Source organism: Nonomuraea sp. NPDC049684, from assembly GCF_044465345.1.
GTDB lineage: Bacteria > Actinomycetota > Actinomycetes > Streptosporangiales > Streptosporangiaceae > Nonomuraea.
The window spans coordinates 210882-228826 of sequence record NZ_JBITLO010000012.1; the positions used below are offsets into that span (position 1 = coordinate 210882).

General features: G+C 70.5%; 14 protein-coding genes. 10 read left to right on the plus strand and 4 right to left on the minus strand.

The window, feature by feature from the left end; translation table 11 throughout:
• Nucleotides 1–31 precede the first annotated feature (31 nt).
• From metH to ACIBST_RS33185, 8 genes are all read left to right on the plus strand, one after another.
• Nucleotides 32–3496, plus strand: a complete 3465-nt coding sequence (metH, locus tag ACIBST_RS33150) for a methionine synthase (RefSeq protein WP_397177395.1) — start codon at nt 32–34, stop codon at nt 3494–3496.
• 21 nt (nt 3497–3517) lie between these two features.
• Nucleotides 3518–4159: an HAD family hydrolase gene (locus tag ACIBST_RS33155; protein WP_397177397.1), complete on the plus strand. Its 642-nt coding sequence runs from the start codon at nt 3518–3520 to the stop codon at nt 4157–4159.
• An 85-nt stretch (nt 4160–4244) separates the two neighbouring features.
• Nucleotides 4245–4709, plus strand: a complete 465-nt coding sequence (locus ACIBST_RS33160; RefSeq protein ID WP_397177399.1) for a cellulose synthase — start codon at nt 4245–4247, stop codon at nt 4707–4709.
• Nucleotides 4710–4983: 274 nt separating this feature from the next.
• Complete coding sequence (locus ACIBST_RS33165; protein ID WP_397177400.1) at nt 4984–5982, plus strand: ABC transporter permease; 999 nt, start codon at nt 4984–4986, stop codon at nt 5980–5982.
• Between the two features lie 63 nt (nt 5983–6045).
• A complete protein-coding gene (locus ACIBST_RS33170; RefSeq protein ID WP_397177401.1) occupies nt 6046–7815 on the plus strand; it encodes an ABC transporter substrate-binding protein in 1770 nt (589 codons plus the stop codon).
• A 93-nt stretch (nt 7816–7908) separates the two neighbouring features.
• On the plus strand, nt 7909–8922 hold the full coding sequence (locus ACIBST_RS33175) for an ABC transporter permease (RefSeq protein WP_352364030.1): 1014 nt from the start codon (nt 7909–7911) through the stop codon (nt 8920–8922).
• Nucleotides 8919–9947: an ABC transporter ATP-binding protein gene (locus ACIBST_RS33180; RefSeq protein ID WP_397177402.1), complete on the plus strand. Its 1029-nt coding sequence runs from the start codon at nt 8919–8921 to the stop codon at nt 9945–9947. Before ACIBST_RS33175 ends, ACIBST_RS33180 begins: the two co-directional genes overlap by 4 nt.
• Nucleotides 9944–10975 (plus strand): ABC transporter ATP-binding protein, encoded by a 1032-nt coding sequence (locus tag ACIBST_RS33185; protein WP_397177404.1) that lies wholly within the window; start codon nt 9944–9946, stop codon nt 10973–10975. The genes ACIBST_RS33180 and ACIBST_RS33185 overlap by 4 nt, the downstream gene beginning before the upstream one ends.
• A gap of 72 nt (nt 10976–11047) precedes the next feature.
• Here the strand turns inward: ACIBST_RS33185 and ACIBST_RS33190 are convergent, their stop codons facing one another.
• From ACIBST_RS33190 to ACIBST_RS33200, 3 genes are all read right to left on the minus strand, one after another.
• Complete coding sequence (locus ACIBST_RS33190; protein WP_397177406.1) at nt 11048–11731, minus strand: response regulator; 684 nt, start codon at nt 11729–11731, stop codon at nt 11048–11050.
• Nucleotides 11728–12903: a sensor histidine kinase gene (locus ACIBST_RS33195; RefSeq protein ID WP_397177408.1), complete on the minus strand. Its 1176-nt coding sequence runs from the start codon at nt 12901–12903 to the stop codon at nt 11728–11730. The genes ACIBST_RS33190 and ACIBST_RS33195 overlap by 4 nt, the downstream gene beginning before the upstream one ends.
• 82 nt (nt 12904–12985) lie before the next feature.
• A complete protein-coding gene (locus ACIBST_RS33200; protein ID WP_358011338.1) occupies nt 12986–13846 on the minus strand; it encodes a RecB family exonuclease in 861 nt (286 codons plus the stop codon).
• 116 nt (nt 13847–13962) lie between these two features.
• Here ACIBST_RS33200 and ACIBST_RS33205 point away from each other — a divergent pair, with 116 nt between their 5' ends.
• Together ACIBST_RS33205 and ACIBST_RS33210 are read left to right on the plus strand one after the other, a co-directional pair.
• Nucleotides 13963–15099, plus strand: coding sequence for a site-2 protease family protein (locus tag ACIBST_RS33205; protein ID WP_397177410.1), 1137 nt, complete (start codon nt 13963–13965; stop codon nt 15097–15099).
• Nucleotides 15100–15416: 317 nt separating this feature from the next.
• Entirely contained in the window at nt 15417–16940 is a 1524-nt protein-coding gene (locus ACIBST_RS33210) for an FHA domain-containing protein (protein ID WP_397177412.1), read from the plus strand.
• Between the two features lie 472 nt (nt 16941–17412).
• On the opposite strand, the gene ACIBST_RS33215 is transcribed toward ACIBST_RS33210, so the two are convergent.
• Nucleotides 17413–17883 (minus strand): hypothetical protein, encoded by a 471-nt coding sequence (locus tag ACIBST_RS33215; protein WP_397177414.1) that lies wholly within the window; start codon nt 17881–17883, stop codon nt 17413–17415.
• Nucleotides 17884–17945: the final 62 nt, after the last annotated feature.

The window sequence follows — 17945 nt, forward strand, 5'->3', positions numbered from 1 at the left end:
CGGTCGGGACTCAGCCGATAAGCTCTACGGCATGAGCATCTCCCCGTCCTTCCGAGAAGTGTTGTCCCAGCGCGTGATCGTGGCCGACGGGGCTATGGGCACGATGCTCCAGGCGCAGGACCCGACGCTCGACGACTTCGAGGGGCACGAGGGCTGCAACGAGGTCCTCAACGTCACCCGTCCCGACATCGTCCAGGGCGTGCACGACGCGTACTTCGCCGTCGGCGTCGACTGCGTCGAGACCAACACCTTCGGCGCCAACCTGGCCGCCCTCGGCGAGTACGACATCGGCGAGCGCGTCTTCGAGTACTCCGAGGCCGGCGCCCGCATCGCCCGCGAGCGGGCCGACCACTGGTCCACGCCCGAGCAGCCGCGCTTCGTCCTCGGCTCGATGGGTCCTGGCACCAAGCTGCCGACGCTGGGCCACCTGCCTTACCGCAGCCTGCGCGACGCCTACCGCGACAACGCGGCCGGCCTGATCGCGGGCGGCGCCGACGCGCTCATCATCGAGACCTGCCAGGACCTGCTCCAGGTCAAGGCCGCCGTCATCGGCGCCAAGCGGGCCGTCGAGGCCGCCGGCCGGGACGTCCCGATCATCGCCCAGGTGACGATCGAGACCAACGGCGCGATGCTGCTCGGCTCGGAGATCGGCGCCGCGCTCACCGCGATCGAGCCGCTCGGCGTCGACATCGTCGGGCTCAACTGCGCGACCGGCCCGGCCGAGATGAGCGAGCACCTGCGCTACCTCGCCCGCCACTCGCGGCTCAAGCTGTCCTGCATGCCCAACGCCGGCCTGCCGGTGCTCACCTCCGACGGCGCGTACTACCCGCTGTCGGCGCAGGAGCTGGCCGACGCGCACGAGACCTTCGCCCGCGACTACGGCCTGTCGCTGGTCGGCGGCTGCTGCGGCACCACCCCCGAGCACCTGCGCCAGGTGGTCGAGCGGGTGCGCGGCAAGGAGCCCGTCGCGCGCCGCCCCCACCCCGAGCCGGGCGCCTCCTCCCTCTACCAGACGGTCCCCTTCCGCCAGGACACCTCCTACCTGGCCATCGGCGAGCGCTGCAACACCAACGGCTCCAAGGCCTTCCGCGAGGCGATGCTGGAGGGCCGCTGGGACGACTGCGTGGAGACCGCCCGCGACCAGGCCCGCGACGGCGCCCACATGCTCGACCTGTGCGTCGACTACGTCGGCCGCGACGGCGTGGCCGACATGAAGGAGCTGGCCTTCCGCTTCGCCACCGCCTCCACGCTGCCGATCATGCTCGACTCCACCGAGCCCGCCGTGCTCCAGGCCGGCCTGGAGATGCTCGGCGGCCGCGCGGCCGTCAACTCCGTCAACTACGAGGACGGCGACGGCCCCGACTCCCGCTTCCAGAAGATCATGCGCCTGGTGCGCGAGCACGGCGCGGCCGTCGTCGCGCTGACCATCGACGAGGAGGGCCAGGCCCGCACCGCCGACTGGAAGGTGCGCGTGGCCACCCGCCTGATCGAGGACCTGACCGGCAACTGGGGCATGCGCGTCGAGGACATCATCGTCGACTGCCTGACCTTCCCCATCGCGACGGGCCAGGAGGAGACCAGGCGCGACGGCCTGGAGACCATCGAGGCCATCCGCGAGCTCAAGCGCCGCTACCCGGGCGTCCAGACCACGCTGGGCCTGTCCAACATCAGCTTCGGCCTCAACCCGGCCGCCCGCATGGTGCTCAACTCGGTGTTCCTCAACGAGTGCGTCAACGCCGGCCTCGACTCCGCCATCGTGCACGCCTCCAAGATCCTGCCGATGGCCCGCATCCCCGACGAGCAGCGCCAGGTCGCGCTCGACATGGTCTACGACCGCCGCCGCGAGGGCTACGACCCGCTGCAGCGCTTCATGGACCTGTTCGAGGGCGTCGACGCCGCGGCCATGCGCGCCGGCAAGGCCGAGGAGCTGGCCGCGCTGCCGCTGTGGGAGCGGCTCAAGCGGCGCATCATCGACGGCGAGCGCAAGGGCCTGGAGGCCGACCTCGACGACGCGCTCACCCAGCGTCCCGCGCTGGAGATCATCAACGAGGTGCTGCTCGACGGCATGAAGACGGTCGGCGAGCTGTTCGGCTCCGGCCAGATGCAGCTGCCGTTCGTGCTCCAGTCGGCCGAGGTGATGAAGGCCGCGGTGGCCTACCTGGAGCCGCACATGGACCGCGTCGAGGGCGAGACCAAGGGCCGCATCGTGCTGGCCACGGTCAAGGGCGACGTGCACGACATCGGCAAGAACCTGGTGGACATCATCCTGTCCAACAACGGCTACCAGGTGGTCAACCTCGGCATCAAGCAGCCGGTCTCGGCCATCCTGGAGGCCGCCGACGAGCAGAAGGCCGACGTGATCGGCATGTCCGGGCTGCTGGTGAAGTCGACGGTCATCATGAAGGAGAACCTGGAGGAGATGAACTCCAGGGGCCTGTCGGAGAAGTACCCGGTGCTGCTCGGCGGCGCCGCGCTCACCCGCGCCTACGTCGAGCAGGATCTCGCCGAGCTGTTCGAGGGCGAGGTGCGCTACGCCCGCGACGCGTTCGAGGGGCTGCGGCTGATGGACTCCTTCATGGCCGTCAAGCGCGGCGTCGAGGGCGCCACGCTGCCGCCGCTGCGCGAGCGGCGGGTCAAGACCGGCGCGGTGCTGCAGCGCACGCCGGTGGAGGAGCTGCCCGCCCGCTCCGACGTGGCCGCCGACAACCCGGTGCCGGCCGCGCCCTTCCACGGCGACCGCGTGGTCAAGGGCATCTCGCTGGCCGAGTACTCCGCCTTCCTCGACGAGCGCGCCCTGTTCCTGGGCCAGTGGGGCCTCAAGCCCACCAGGGGCGGCGACGGGCCCGGCTACGAGGAGCTGGTCGAGACCGAGGGCCGGCCCCGGCTGCGCATGTGGCTGGAGCGCATGCAGACCGAGGGCCTGCTGGAGGCGGCCGTTGTCTACGGCTACTTCCCGTGCGTCAGCGACGGCGACTCGCTGATCATCCTGGGCGACGACGGCAACGAGCGCACCCGCTTCACCTTCCCGCGCCAGCGCCGCGACCGGCACCTGTGCCTGGCCGACTTCTTCCGCGGCAAGGACTCCGGCGAGGTCGACGTCGTCGGCTTCCAGGTGGCCACCATGGGCGCCAAGATCTCCCAGGCCACCGCCGAGCTGTTCGCCAAGGACGCCTACCGCGACTACCTGGAGCTGCACGGCCTGTCGGTGCAGCTCACCGAGGCGCTGGCCGAGTACTGGCACGCCCGGGTGCGCGCGGAGTGGGGCATCGGCGGCCAGGAGACCCTCGACGACATGCTCAAGGTCAACATCCAGGGCTGCCGCTACTCCTTCGGCTACCCGGCCTGCCCCAACCTGGAGGACCAGCAGCAGCTGTTCGAGCTGCTCGACCCGGGGCGCATCGGCGTCAGCCTGTCGGAGGAGTTCCAGCTCCACCCCGAGCAGGCCACCTCGGCGCTGGTCGCGCACCACCCCGAGGCCAAGTACTTCAACGTCTAGTTCGTCATCGGGGGAAAGCACGTGGAAGCGGTCTTCTTCGACATGGACGGCCTGCTCGTCGACAGCGAGAAGGTCTGGCTGGAGATCGAGACCAGGGTGATGGCCAGGCTCGGCGCCGCCTGGACGCCGCAGCACCAGGCCCACCTGGTCGGCGGGTCGATGGAGCGCACGCTCGACTACATGCTCGCCGTCTCCGGGGCCGACGTGCCGGCGCCGACGGTGCAGGAGTGGATGGTCTCCGGCATGGTCGAGCGTCTGGCCGAGGGCGTCGCCGTCATGCCGGGGGCCGCGGAGCTGCTGGAGGCGCTGCGCGACGAGGGGGTGCCGGTCGGCCTGGTCACCTCGTCGATGAAGGAGATCGCCGACGCCGTGCTGAAGGGCTTCGGCGAAGACCGCTTCGACGTCGTCGTCACCGCCGCCGACGTCGAGCGGACCAAGCCCGACCCCGAGCCCTACCTCAAGGCCGCCGGGCTGCTCGGCGTCGAACCGGTGCGCTGCGTGGTGCTGGAGGACTCACCCAACGGCGTGGCGGCCGCCACGGCGGCCGGGTGCGCCGTCGTGGCCGTCCCCAACCTGCTGCCCGTCGAGCCGGCCCCCGGCCGCCTGGTGGTCTCCTCGCTGGCCGAGGTCGGCGTCGCCGATCTGCGCGCGCTGATCCCCTAGGGGGCGTCTGGTCCTCGCGGAGGAGAGGCCCCCGGCGTTTCGCGTGCCAGGATGGAAGGCGTAGTCGAGACGAGGGGCGGCCTCAATGTTCAATCAGATCGCCTGGTTGCCGCTGTGCGCCGGGGTGACGGCGGTAGGGCTGGTGCTGAGCTTCCTGGCCTTCAGGCGCCGGGGCGCGGCGGCGGGGATGAGGCTGGCGGCCTGGTTCCTGCTGCCGGTGGCGGCCTACCTGACCGGCGCGCTCAGCGCGCTGTGGACGATCGGGGCGACCGCGGTGGGGTTCGTCACCGGGCTGGTGCTCAATCCGATGGTGTGGGCCGGTGTGGCCGTGGCGGGCCTGGCCGCCGTGCTGTTCGTGGTCTCCGGGGTGATGCGCGGCCGCAGGCTGTCCTTGGGCCGCAAGAAGAAGGCCGCTCCGGAGCCGGGCGGGAAGCCGCCGGTTCAGCCCGTAGCGAACAAGACCCAGCCGTCGGTGGCCGCCAAGACCCCCAAGAACGACGATGACTTCTCCGATATCGAAGCGCTTCTGAAGCGCCGCGGCATCAGCTGATTTCGGACGGAAACGGTCGTGGATCGGCACTGTCACAGTTCCGAGACCCAACCGGGACGGGCCGTAGACATTCACATCAAGATCGATACGAATAAGTTTCGCGTGAATCACAGTTGAGCCACATCGAGCGCTGAGGGACTGGTCATACCAGCTCAGGCCATAGATTCTGCCTCCTGGGGCCGCGACTCTGCGGACTCGCCTTGCACGGGCGCACTACCCTGACCGGGTCGCGCCGACACGGACGACGTCGTCTGGAATCCAGGGGGCCACTGGCATGACCGCACCGCTCGATGTTCCTGACTCGGCCGTCGAGGCCGGGCCGGAGACCGTTCTTGAGGGGGCGGAGTCTTCAGTCATCCGGGGGCGTTCCCTCGGGCAGATCGCCTGGATGCGCCTCAAGCGCGACCGCATCGCGATGATCGGCGGCATCGTCATCGTCCTGCTGATCCTCGTGGCGATCTTCGCGCCGCTGCTGGTGTCGTGGTTCGGTCACGACCCGGCCGAATGGCACCGGGAGAAGATCGACCCGGCGATCCAGGCTCCGATCGGCGCCTTCGGCGGCATGAGCTGGGACTTCCTGTTCGGTGTCGAGCCCACCACGGGCCGCGACCTGTTCAGCCGGATCCTGTACGGCGCCCGCATCTCGCTGCTGATCGCGTTCTTCGCGACGCTGCTGTGCGTGGTGATCGGCACCGTGCTGGGCATGATCGCCGGCTTCTTCGGCGGCTGGGTCGACACCGTCATCTCCCGCCTCATGGACATCTTCCTCGCCTTCCCGCTGCTGGTGTTCGCACTGGCGCTGGCCGGCGTCATCCCCGACAAGGCGTTCGGCATGTCGGGCGACACCCTCAGGATCAGCCTGCTGGTCTTCATCATCGGCTTCTTCAACTGGCCCTACATCGGGCGCATCATCCGGGGCCAGACGCTCTCCCTGCGCGAGCGGGAGTTCGTCGACGCCTCCAGAAGCCTGGGCGCGCGCAGCCACACGATCTTGTTCAAGGAGATCCTGCCCAACCTGCTCGCGCCGATCCTCGTGTACTCGACGCTGCTGATCCCGTCGAACATCCTGTTCGAGGCCGCACTCTCCTTCCTCGGCGTGGGCGTGCGGCCGCCGACCCCCACGTGGGGAGGCATGCTGGCTGAGGCGGTCCACAACTACGACGTGGCGCCCAACTTCATGATCTTCCCCGGCCTCGCGATCTTCATCACCGTGCTGGCGTTCAACCTGCTCGGTGACGGCCTCAGGGACGCCTTCGATCCCAAGGCCCGATAAGGCCTCGTGAGTAGTTATCCGCAAGTTCTCTCAACTCCTAGATTCAAGGGGTGTGTCAGGTCGATGAAGATGAGATCTAAGGCGTCGGCGATCGCGGTGACCGCCGCTCTCGCCGTGGTCGTCTCCGCGTGTGGTGGCGGCGGCGGTGGCAGCAAGAACACCAGCGGCTCGGGCAGCGACGACAAGCCGTCCAGCAAGTACAACGCGGGCGTGACGGCGGTCATCAACCCGTCGGACAAGGTCGGCGGCACCCTCCACATGGGCATGCCCGGCGACTTCGACTCGGTGGACCCGGGCGACATGTACTACGGCTACGCCTGGAACTTCGCCCGCCTCTACACGCGCGCGCTCACCATGTTCAAGCCGGTCCCCGGCGAGGAGGGCCTGCAGCTCGTCGGCGACCTGGCCGAGGGCCTGGGCACGCCGAGCGACGGCGGCAAGACGTGGACGTACAAGCTGCGCAAGGGCGTCAAGTTCGAGGACGGCACCCCGGTGACCTCGAAGGACGTCAAGTACGGCGTGGCGCGCTCGCTGGACAAGGACATCCTGCCCAGCGGCCCGACGTACTTCAACGACTGGCTCGACCTCGGCGGCTACACCGGCCCGTACAAGATGAAGGGCAAGCTCGACGACCTCAAGGCGATCGAGACGCCCGACGACCAGACCATCGTCTTCCACCTGAAGAAGCCGTACGGCGGTTTCGACTACTTCGCCATGCTCCCGCAGACGGCCCCCGTGCCCGAGGCCAAGGACACCGGCTCGAAGTACAAGGAGCACCCGGTCGCGACCGGCCCGTACATGTTCAAGGCGCACGAGCTCACCAAGCGCATCGAGCTCGTCAAGAACCCGAACTGGGACGCGGCGACCGACCCCAACCGCAAGCAGCTCAACGACTCGATCGAGGTGCTGCTCGGCCAGAACGAGGACGACCTCGACCAGCGCCTGCTCTCCGGCAAGATCGACGTCAAGGTCAACAGCACCGGCGTGGCGGCCAACGCCCGCAAGACGGTCCTGACCGACGAGAAGGTCAAGCAGTACGCCGACTCGGCCCCGATCGACCGCACCTGGTTCACCAACATCAACGGTGACGTGCCGCCGTTCGACAACATCCACTGCCGCAAGGCCGTGCTGTACGCGACCGACCGCTCGGCCATCCAGGGCGCCTACGGCGGCCCGGACGCCGGTGGCGACGTGGCCCTCAGCCTCATGCCGGCCAAGATGACCGGCTACGAGAAGATCGACCCCTACGGCGTCGAGGCCAACCCGACCGGTGACCTCGCCAAGGCCAAGGAGGAGCTGGCGGCCTGCGGCCAGCCCAACGGCTTCAGCACCACCATCTCCTTCCGCAACGAGCGCTCGGCCGAGAAGCAGACCGCCGAGTCGCTGCAGCAGTCGCTCGGCCGCGTGGGCATCAAGCTGGAGCTCAAGGGCTTCCCGCAGGGTGACTACTTCAAGCTCTACGCCGGCAAGCCCGACTTCGCCAAGAAGAACGGCCTGGGCCTCATGGTCTACGGCTGGGGCGCCGACTACCCCGAGGGCTTCGGCTTCTTCCAGCAGATCGTCGACAGCCGGGTCATCCGTCCCGCCGGTAACACCAACCTCGGCGTGAAGGACCCCAAGATCGACGAGCTGATCGACCAGGCCGCGGGCGAGACCGACGCGACCAAGCGGAACAGCATCTGGGCCGCCGTCGACAAGCAGGTCATGGAGTCGGCCTACATCCTTCCCTACGTCTGGGCGCACGGCCTGTTCTACCGTCCGCCGCAGCTGAAGAACGTCTTCGTCTCCCAGAACTGGGGCATGTACGAGTTCCTCACGCTGAGCACCCAGTAGCAACGGCGCATACTGCCGGAACGTCCCGTACCGAAAGCAGGTGAAGGCTTCGGCGGCCGGGCTCACAAGGCCCGGCCGCCATGGCCGAGATCAGTGTTCACATACATTCTCAGACGGTTGATAGCGGCCGTCATGCTGCTCTTCGTGGTGAGCATCGCGACGTTCGCCATCTTCTTCCTCGTGCCTCGGCTCGCTGGGATGTCCGCTGACGACCTGGCCTCCCGGTACGTGGGCAAGGCGGCCAACGCCGAGGTGATCCACGACACGGCTGTGCGCCTCGGCTTCTACGACCCGATCCTGGTCCAGTACGGACGTTTCGTGCAGGGCATCTTCGTCGGCGTCGATCGCAACTACGGCCCCGGCATCGAGCACTGCCCGGCGCCCTGCTTCGGCTACAGCTACGTCAGCCAGAACCCGGTCCTGCCCGACCTGCTCAACCGCCTGCCGATCACCTTGTCGCTGGCGCTCGGCGCGGCCGTGGTGTGGGTCATCTTCGGCGTGGCCACCGGCGTGTTGTCGGCGCTGCGCCGCGGCAGCTTCTTCGACCGCCTGTCCATGGGCATCGCCCTGGCCGGCGTCTCGCTGCCGATCTTCTTCACCGGCATCGTCTCCCTGGCCATCTTCCGCGACCAGCTCGGCCTGGTCGGCGACGTGGCCGACTGGGTGCCGATCAGCGAAGACCCGCTCACCTGGGCCAACAACCTCATGCTGCCCTGGGTGACGCTCGCCTTCCTGTACGCCGCCGGCTACGCCCGCCTCACCCGCGCGGGCATGCTGGAGACCATGTCGGAGGACTACATCCGCACGGCCAGGGCCAAGGGCCTGCCCGAGCGGAAGGTGGTGCTCAAACACGGGCTGCGGGCCACGCTCACCCCCGTGGTCACCATGTTCGGCCTCGACCTGGGGCTGCTGCTCGGCGGCGCCGTCCTGACCGAGAGCACCTTCTCGCTGCCCGGCATCGGCAAGTACGCCGTCGACGCCATCAGCAACAACGACCTTCCCCAGGTGATGGGCGTCACGATCGTCGCGGCGGCCTTCATCATCCTGGCCAACCTGATCGTCGACCTGCTCTACGCGGTCGTTGACCCGAGAGTGAGGCTGGCGTGAGTCCCTTCCTCGACGTCAAGGACCTGAAGATCCACTTCCCGACCGACGACGGCCTGGTCAGGTCCGTCGACGGGCTGACCTTCAGTCTCGAACGCGGCAAGACCCTCGGCATCGTCGGCGAGTCCGGCTCGGGCAAGTCGGTGACCAGCCTCGGCATCCTCGGCCTGCACAAGGGCAAGGGCGCCAACGTCTCGGGCGAGATCTGGCTCGACGGCGAGGAGCTCGTGGGCGCCTCGCAGGAGCACGTGCGCGGGCTGCGCGGCAAGAAGATGGCGATGATCTTCCAGGATCCGCTGTCGGCGATGCACCCCTTCTACACCGTCGGCGACCAGATCGTCGAGGCGTACCGGATCCACCACAAGGTCAGCAAGGCCGTCGCCAAGAAGCACGCCGTGGACATGCTGGGCCGCGTGGGCATCCCCGAGCCGCAGCGCCGCGTCGACTCCTACCCGCACGAGTTCTCCGGCGGCATGCGCCAGCGCGCGATGATCGCCATGGCGCTGTCGTGCGACCCCGAGCTGCTCATCGCCGACGAGCCGACCACCGCGCTCGACGTGACCGTGCAGGCCCAGATCCTCGACCTCATGGTCGACCTGCAGCGCGAGTTCAACTCCGCGCTGATCATCATCACCCACGACCTGGGCGTGGTGGCCGAGCTGTCCGACGACATCCTGGTCATGTACGGCGGCAAGTGCATCGAGTACGGCACCGCCGACGACATCTTCTACCGTCCCGAGCACCCCTACACATGGGGTCTACTGGGATCGATGCCCCGCCTCGACCGGGAGCCCACCGAACGGCTGATGCCGATCAAGGGCTCGCCGCCGTCCCTGATCAACGTGCCTCCGGGCTGCGCCTTCCACCCCCGCTGCCCCTACGCCGAGCGCACCGGGGGCAAGTCCAGCAGTGAGGTGCCCGGCCTGATCGAGACCGAGGGCGGCCACCTGGTGCGCTGCCACATGAGCAGGACGGAGCGGCGGGAGCTGTGGGAGAACGAGATCAAGCCAGTGCTGGAGAGCCAGTGAGCGAGACGGTGACCGCGAACGAGCCGCTTCTTTCCGTCCAGGGGCTGGAGAAGCACTTCCCGGTGACGAAGGGCCTGCTCAAGCGGCAGGTCGGCGCCGTCAAGGCGGTCGACGGGGTCAGCTTCGACGTCTTCAAGGGCGAGACGCTCGGCCTGGTGGGGGAGTCCGGCTGTGGCAAGTCCACCACCGGCCGCCTGGTCACCAGGCTCCTTGAGCCGACCGGAGGCAAGGTCGTCTTCGAGGGCCAGGACATCACGCACATGGGGCAGGGCAGGCTCAGGCCGCTCCGCCGCGACATGCAGATGATCTTCCAGGACCCGTTCTCGTCGCTGAACCCCCGCCACACCGTCGGCACCATCGTCGGCGCGCCGTTCCGCATCCAGGGCGTGCAGACCGAGAACGGCGTCAAGAAGGCGGTCCAGGACATCCTCGCCCTGGTCGGGCTCAACCCCGAGCACTACAACCGCTACCCGCACGAGTTCTCCGGCGGTCAGCGGCAGCGCATCGGCATCGCCCGCACGCTCGCGCTCAAGCCCAAGCTCATCATCGCCGACGAGCCGGTCTCCGCGCTCGACGTGTCCATCCAGGCCCAGGTCGTCAACCTGCTGGAGGACCTGCAGAACGAGCTCGACCTGACCTACGTCGTGATCGCCCACGACCTGTCGGTGGTGCGCCACATCAGCGACCGGGTCGCGGTCATGTACCTGGGCAAGATCGTCGAGATCGCCGACCGCAAGAGCCTGTACAGCTCGCCGATGCACCCCTACACCAACGCCCTGCTGTCGGCCGTGCCCGTGCCCGACCCCAAGGCGCGCAAGGAACGCGAGCGCATCAGGCTCACCGGCGACGTGCCGAGCCCGCTCAACCCGCCGCCCGCCTGCCGCTTCCACACCCGCTGCTGGAAGGCGCAGGAGATCTGCAAGACGGTCGAGCCGCCCCTGGAGCAGCTGGCCGGCGGCCACCGCGTGGCCTGCCACTTCCCGGAGAACGCGCCCGCCGCCGCGACCGCCGCGGCGACGCAGGCCTGACCCCGGCGTGACGCGGGCCCGACGCGGGCCCGGAGACCTTGCGGCCGCCGCCCTCCTGCCGGGGCGGCGGCCTCAGGACATCGCGCCGGGCGTGATCAGCCCGGTCTCGTACGCCAGCACCACGGCCTGCACCCGGTCGCGCAGCCCCAGCTTGGTCAGCACGTTGCCCACGTGCGTCTTGACCGTCGTCTCGCTCACCACGAGCTTGGCCGCGATCTCCGCGTTGGACATGCCCTTGGCGATCAGCCGCAGCACCTCCAGCTCGCGCTCGGTCAGCCGGTCGAGGCGGGCCGGCGTGGCCTGCTCGTAGGCCGAGGGCAGCCGCTTGGAGAACCGGTCGAGCAGCCGCCTGGTCACGCTCGGCGCCACGATCGCGTCGCCCGCGGCCACCACCCGGATCGCCTGCACCAGCTCGTCGGGCGGCACGTCCTTCAGCAGGAAGCCCGAGGCTCCCGACCGCAGCGCCTCCACGATGTACTCGTCGAGGTCGAACGTGGTCAGCACCAGCACCTTCGGCACGTGCGCCGTGGGCGCGGCCTCCCGCACGATCCGGCGGGTCGCCTCGATGCCGTCGACGCCCGGCATGCGGATGTCCATGAGCACGACGTCGGGCAGCAGCGCCCTGGTCTGCTCCATTGCGCCCTTGCCGTCGCCGGCCTGGCCGACCACCGTGATGTCGGGCTCGGCCTCCAAGATCAGGCGGAATCCCGTGCGCAGCAGCGGCTGGTCGTCCACCAGCAGCACTCTGATCGTCATTGGCCGTCCTTCAACGGGAAGCTCGCCCGCACCTCGAAACCGCCCCCCGGTCGCGGACCGATGTTCAGAATTCCACCATAGAGTGCGACCCGCTCGCGAATGCCGACCAGACCGTGGCCCGGCCGGTCGGCCGCCGGCGCCGCGCCCCTGCCGTCGTCCTCGACGCGTACGTCAAGGCCCGAGGGGGCGTGCGAGACGGTGACCACCGCCTCGGCCCCGGCGCCCGCGTGCCGCAGGCTGTTCGTCAGCCCCTCCTGGACCAGCCGGTAGGCGGCCAGGTCGACCCCCGCGGGCAGCGGCCGCGGCTCGCCCTCCACGCGCAGCCGGGTGGGCAGCCCCGCCTCGCGCATCTGCTCCACCAGCACCGGCAGGTCGCCCACGCCCGGCTGCGGCCCCAGCTCGGCCCGCGCGTCGGTACGCAGCACGCCCACGATGTTGCGCATCTCGGACATGGCCAGCCGCCCGGTGTTCTCGATCGCCGACAGCGCCTCCCGCGCCAGGTCGGGATCGGCGGCCAGCACCCGGCGGGCAGCGGCCGCCTGCACCGTCATCACGCTCACGTGGTGGGCCACCACGTCGTGCAGCTCGCGGGCGATGCGCGAGCGCTCCTCGGCCCGCGCGGCCCGCGTGTCGGCCGCATGGGCCCGCTCCAGCCTGGCCGCCCGGTCGCGCAGCTCCTCCAGGTACGCCCGCCGCAGCCGCAGGCTCCGGCCCGCCCCCCAGACCGCCAGCAGCACCAGGACCGCCACCACGTGCCCGCTCGCGCCCGGCGGCAGGTCCGGCGCGGCCAGCGCCCCCAGCGCGTACGTCAGCAGCGAGACCAGCAGCCCGCCCAGCGCCACCGCCAGCCCCCGGTTGGAGGCCACCGAGTACACCAGCACCAGGCTGGACACCCCCGACGCGCCGGTGCCGTAACCCAGCGCGGTCAGCGCCGTCTCGGGGATCAGGCCGGCGCACAGCGCCGCCAGCGGCCAGCGCCTGCGCACCGCGATGGGCGCGGCGGCCACCACCAGCAGCGCCGCGCCGAGCCCGTCGGGCGCGCGCATGCTCACCGTCGTCAGCTCCGCCGGCTCCAGGCGCTCGGGCCCGTAGAGGAGGAAGAGCGTCACCGAGGCCGCGGCCACCACCACGGCCAGGACCGTGTCGTGGAACAGGGGTCGGTCGATCCGCACCGCTTCACTGTAGGCCCAGGTGAGAGCCTTGAACTCCTCCCTTCGGAGGATTAGGAGCGGCCTGTCGGAGGGCTATCGGCGGCTACAGCTCGTCGGTGGCCGCGCGCCGGTTGCTGCGCACCGTGTCGCCCGGCTGGCGGTCGGGCACCGGCGGCGGGGTGCCGCCGAACTCCGGGCACAGCGCCTGGTGGTCGCACCAGTCGCACAGCCGGCTGCGGCGCGCCCGCCACTCGCCGGTCTCCAGCGCCCGCTCGATCGCCGTCCACAGCGCCATCACCTTGCGCTCGGTGGCCAGCAGGTCGGCCTCGTCGGGGGCGTAACGCAGCACCTCGCCGCGCCCGCCCAGGTAGACCAGCTGCAACAGCCGGGGGACCTGCCCGCGCAGCCGCCACAGCACCAGCGCGTAGAACTTCATCTGGAACAGCGCCTTGGCCTCGAAGTCGGGGCCGGGCGCGCTGCCCGTCTTGTAGTCGACCACCCGGACCTCGCCGGTGGGCGCCACGTCGAGCCGGTCGACGTAGCCCCGCAGCATCAGGCCGCCCTCCAGCACCGCCTGCACGTAGAGCTCGCGCTCGGCGGGCTCCAGCCGGGTCGGGTCCTCCAGCGTGAAGTAGCGCTCCAGCATCGCCCGCGCCTGCGCCAGCCACTCGGCCTGCTCGGCGTCGTCGGCGAACATCCGCGCGTACTGCTCGTCCTCCTGCAGCAGCCGCTGCCACTGGGGCTCCAGCAGCTCCAGCGCCGCCTGCACCGACCGGCGCGGCGCCGGCAGGTCGTAGAGCCGCTCCAGCACGGCGTGCACCACGGTGCCGCGCACGGCCGCGGGGGAGGGTTTCTCGGGCAGCTGGTCGATGACCCGGAACCGGTAGAGCAGGGGACAGGTCATGAAATCGCCTGCCCGGGACGGGGAGAGAGCTCCGATGATCACCGGTTCGGTCAACGTCATGCACCGCACTCTAGGTCAAGAGCCCGACAGAATAACCCTCGCCGGGACGAGGATCACGTGATCCGGCGCGTAGCATCGAGGCAGCAACAGCACGTAATGGACGTACGAGGAGTGCGGTGAGCGAGCAGAGCCCGCGTCAGGAGTTCCCCGGCCTTCGGATGGGGCGGCCCTTCGGCATCCCGGTGTACGTCTCCTGGACGTGGTTCATCGTCGCTGCCTTCATCACCGTCATGTTCGGCCCCCGCATGCGCGACATGCTGCCCGAGCTGGACAGCACCGTCGCCTACGCGGTGGCCTTCGTCTTCGCCGTGCTGCTCTACGTCTCGGTGCTGCTGCACGAGCTGGCCCACAGCGTGCTGGCCAAGATGTTCGGCCTGCCGGTGCGCCGGATCACCCTCTACTTCCTCGGCGGCGTGTCGGAGATCGAGAAGGAGCCGCCCACGCCGGGCAAGGAGTTCCTGGTCGCCGCCGCCGGGCCGGGCCTGTCGCTGGGCCTGGCCGGGCTCGGCCTGCTCGCCGACACATACGTGATCAACGACGGCGGCATCGCCGAGGTGCTCATCTGGCAGCTGTGGGTGGCCAACCTCATCGTCGGCGTGTTCAACCTGCTGCCCGGCCTGCCGCTCGACGGCGGCCGGATGCTGCGCGCGGGCGTGTGGAAGCTGACCAGGAACCCCGGCTCCGGCACGGTCGTGGCCGCCTGGGGCGGGCGCGTGCTGGCCGTGCTGCTGGTCGTCCTGCCGTTCGCGACGTCGATGACGAGCGGGCAGGAGTTCGACCCCGTCGAGCTGCTGTGGCCGGTGGTGCTGGCCTCCTTCATCTGGATGGGCGCCACCCAGTCGCTGCGCGTGGCCCGCATCCGCGCCCGCATCCCGCAGGTCAACGCGCGCGCGCTGGCCCGCAGGGCGATCCCGGTGGCGGCCGAGACGCCGCTGGCCGAGGCGCTGCGGCAGGCCGCCGAGCAGCGGGCGGGCGCCCTGGTGGTGGTCGACCACGACGGACGGCCGGTCGCCATCGTCAACGAGGCCGCCGTCCAGGCCACCCCCGAGCACCGGCGCCCGTGGGTCGACGTCGGCTCGCTGGCCAAGGCGCTCGAACCGACCATGGTGCTGGCCGCCGACCTGACCGGCGAGCCGCTCATCGACGCCATGCGCTCGGCCCCCGCCGGGGAGTACCTGCTGGTGGAGCACGGCGGCGAGATCTACGGCGTGCTCGCCACCGCCGACGTCAACCGCGTCTTCACCGGGGTCTGACATGCCCGGCGCGTTTGCGGCTAAGGTCTTGTCCGGCCACTTCCCGTAGCCCGGCGATTTCGATGCCAGGACGGCAGGCCGATAGTCTTCTGTTTGGCCGAACTTGCACAGTAGACGGGTTGGTCGTGGTCCACCGGTTCACCGAATCGAGACGCCTGGGCCGCGACACGGCGTCGTCGTCTGGGTATGCGTATGGCTGGTGGCCGGCACGGCAGTGCGGGTGCCGTAACACCGCCGGCTTCCGGGGAGGAGAGTTGAGTGACCGAGCGCAGCGAGGGCACCGATGAGCGCAGCACGGTCGTCATGAGGGAGGGCGCATGAGCGGCCAGGGCTTCGGAGTGGTGCGTCCCCTTCCCGGCGACGGGCTGGTCGCCTACATCGGCGGCCTGCTGCTGGTGTGCGACGCGGGCGAGGCGGCCGCCGACGGCCTGATCGAGGCGCTGCGCGAGACGGCGGCCTCCGGCGGCGACGGCCGGGCGCTGGCCCGCCGCGCGGCGCAGGTGCTGGCCGCCAACATGGCGGGCGACCCGGCCACGTGCGCGGTCGCCGGTCCCGTGGGCGGCGGCGTGGCCGTCCTGGTCAGCGGCTCGGCCTCGGCCTCGGTCAGCACCTCCGGCGGCGAGACGCGCCTGGCCGGCAGCGACTCCCTCACCTGGGCCGACCGGCTGATCAGCGGCCCGGTCGAGCGCGTCGAGCTCACCCTGCCCGGCGCCGGCGACGCGCATCCCGCGGTCGGCTTCGAGGGCGGCGTCGTCCACGGCGGCGGCCTGATCGGCGACCTCACCGACCAGCCGTCGCACGTCCGTCCCCAGGGGCGGGCGGCCGACCGGCCGCTCACCAGCGAGATGCCCAACACGGCCCTGCACATGGAGCCCGACCTGGCCCCGCCGCCCGAGCGGCCCGCCGAGAGGCCGGTCGAACGACCCGTCGAGCGGCCTCCCTACCCGCTGGCCGACCAGCCGCCGATCGTCCAGGGTCCGCCCTCGGGCGCGCAGGCCGGCGTCCCGCATCCGGGCCCCCAGCCCGGTCCCCACTCCGGGCCGCCGTCGCTGGACCAGCCGCCGTTCGGGCACGAGCAGCCGCCCTTCGGCCAGGAGCAGGCGCCGTTCGGGCACGAGCAGCCGCCCTACCTTCCGCCCCAGGACCAGCCTCCCTTCCTGCCCGCGCAGGAGCAGCCCCACCCCGAGCCCCAGCAGTTCCCGTCCTACGACGAGCTGCCGCCGTCCGGCAACGGCATGGCCGACCAGCAGCAGCACATGGGCCCGCCCGATCACTTCGACCAGCCGGCCCCGCCCGTGCTCGGCCCGCCGGAGCATTTCGACCACCCGGGGCCGCCGCCGCAGGAGCAGCAGGGCGACCACGGCGACCGCCCGCTGGTCTACGGGGTCGACTGCAAGAACGACCACTTCAACGACCCCAGGGTGCCCTACTGCGCCGTCTGCGGCATCGCCCTGGTGCAGCGGACGCTGGTGCCGTACAAGGGGCCGCGGCCCTCGCTCGGCGTGCTCATCCTCGACGACGGCACGGCGCTGCCGCTGGAGAGCGACTACCTGCTGGGCCGTGACCCCGAGCGCGCGCCCGAGGTGGCGGGCGGCTCGGCCAGGCCCGCCAAGGTCACCAGCCCCGACGGCTCGGTCTCGCGCCGCCACCTGCGGGTGGCCCTCGACGGCTGGGACGTCAACCTGGTCGACCTGGGCTCGGTCAACGGCACCCAGATCCAGCCGCCCGGCGACCCCAACTTCTACGACATCCCGCCCAACGAGCCGGTCACCATCGCGCCCGGCACGACGGTGCGCGTGGGCGTCTCCCGCACGCTCCGCTTCGAGGCCCACCGGGGCTGATTCCGGCGCCCGTCCGCCCGCACCTCTTTTCCGGGGGTGCGGGCGTTCGTGTTTCCGGATAAGCGTTTACGAAATGCGCCGGGAATGGTCGGGGGTGAATGGGTGAGGGGAAATTCTCGGCGTCTGAGGGAGGGGTTAGTAAGGGTATTTCGTGGGCGTTGGGCGATATTTCGGGAAAAGTCAGGACCGGGTCCGCGGCCCTCTTCGAAAGAGAGATCCGGGCCGTCCCAAAGGGGGCGGCCGTGCCAATGAGCCGGCCGTCCCGAGGGGGCCGGAGTTCCTGAGATGCGGTCGTTCCGAGAGGGCAGGTGTTCCGAGGGTGCAGCCGTCTCGGGAGATGCGGGCGTCCCGGAGGTGCTGCCCCTCCCCGAAGAGGTGGCTGGTCGGCAGGTGCATCGGTTCGAGGGGCGCGCGTCCCTGAGGTGGCAGCTCAGAAGGGGGGCCGTGCCGACGAGGCGGTTGGGGTGGAGGGTCAGCTGGGGCGGAGGGCGCGGACGCCGCGCAGGAGCCGTACGGCCGCCTCCAGGCCCCGGGCCCCCTCCATCGCCCGCCCCGCCGCCGTCGCGTACCGGCTCAGCAGGTGTTCGTCCCCCTCCTGGAAACCCCGTCCCGCCACCCACACGAACGTGTGGTCGCGGACCTGCGCCGGCACCGGCACGGCCAGGAAACCCGGCTCGCCCATCGACTCGTCCCGCGCCAGCCGGAGCGACCCCTCCGCGGCGGCCAGCTCCTTCAGCACCCCGGACCCCGACAACCACCGCCGCACCCGCAGCGGGTCTCCCGGCGGCGCGTGGACGTGCAGCGGACGGGCGTCCCGCCGCAGCACGTCCACGTGGACGAACCCCGCGTACGCGGTCCCCGCCACGGCCGCCGCGGCGCGCGCGAGCCGATCGATCACGTCGGCGACCTCCAGGCAGGAGAACGCGGTGATGAGTTCACGCATGGCGATATCGACACGGTTGTTTGGCATCGCGGTGATTCCCTCGGGTGGAGGGCGAAGAGATC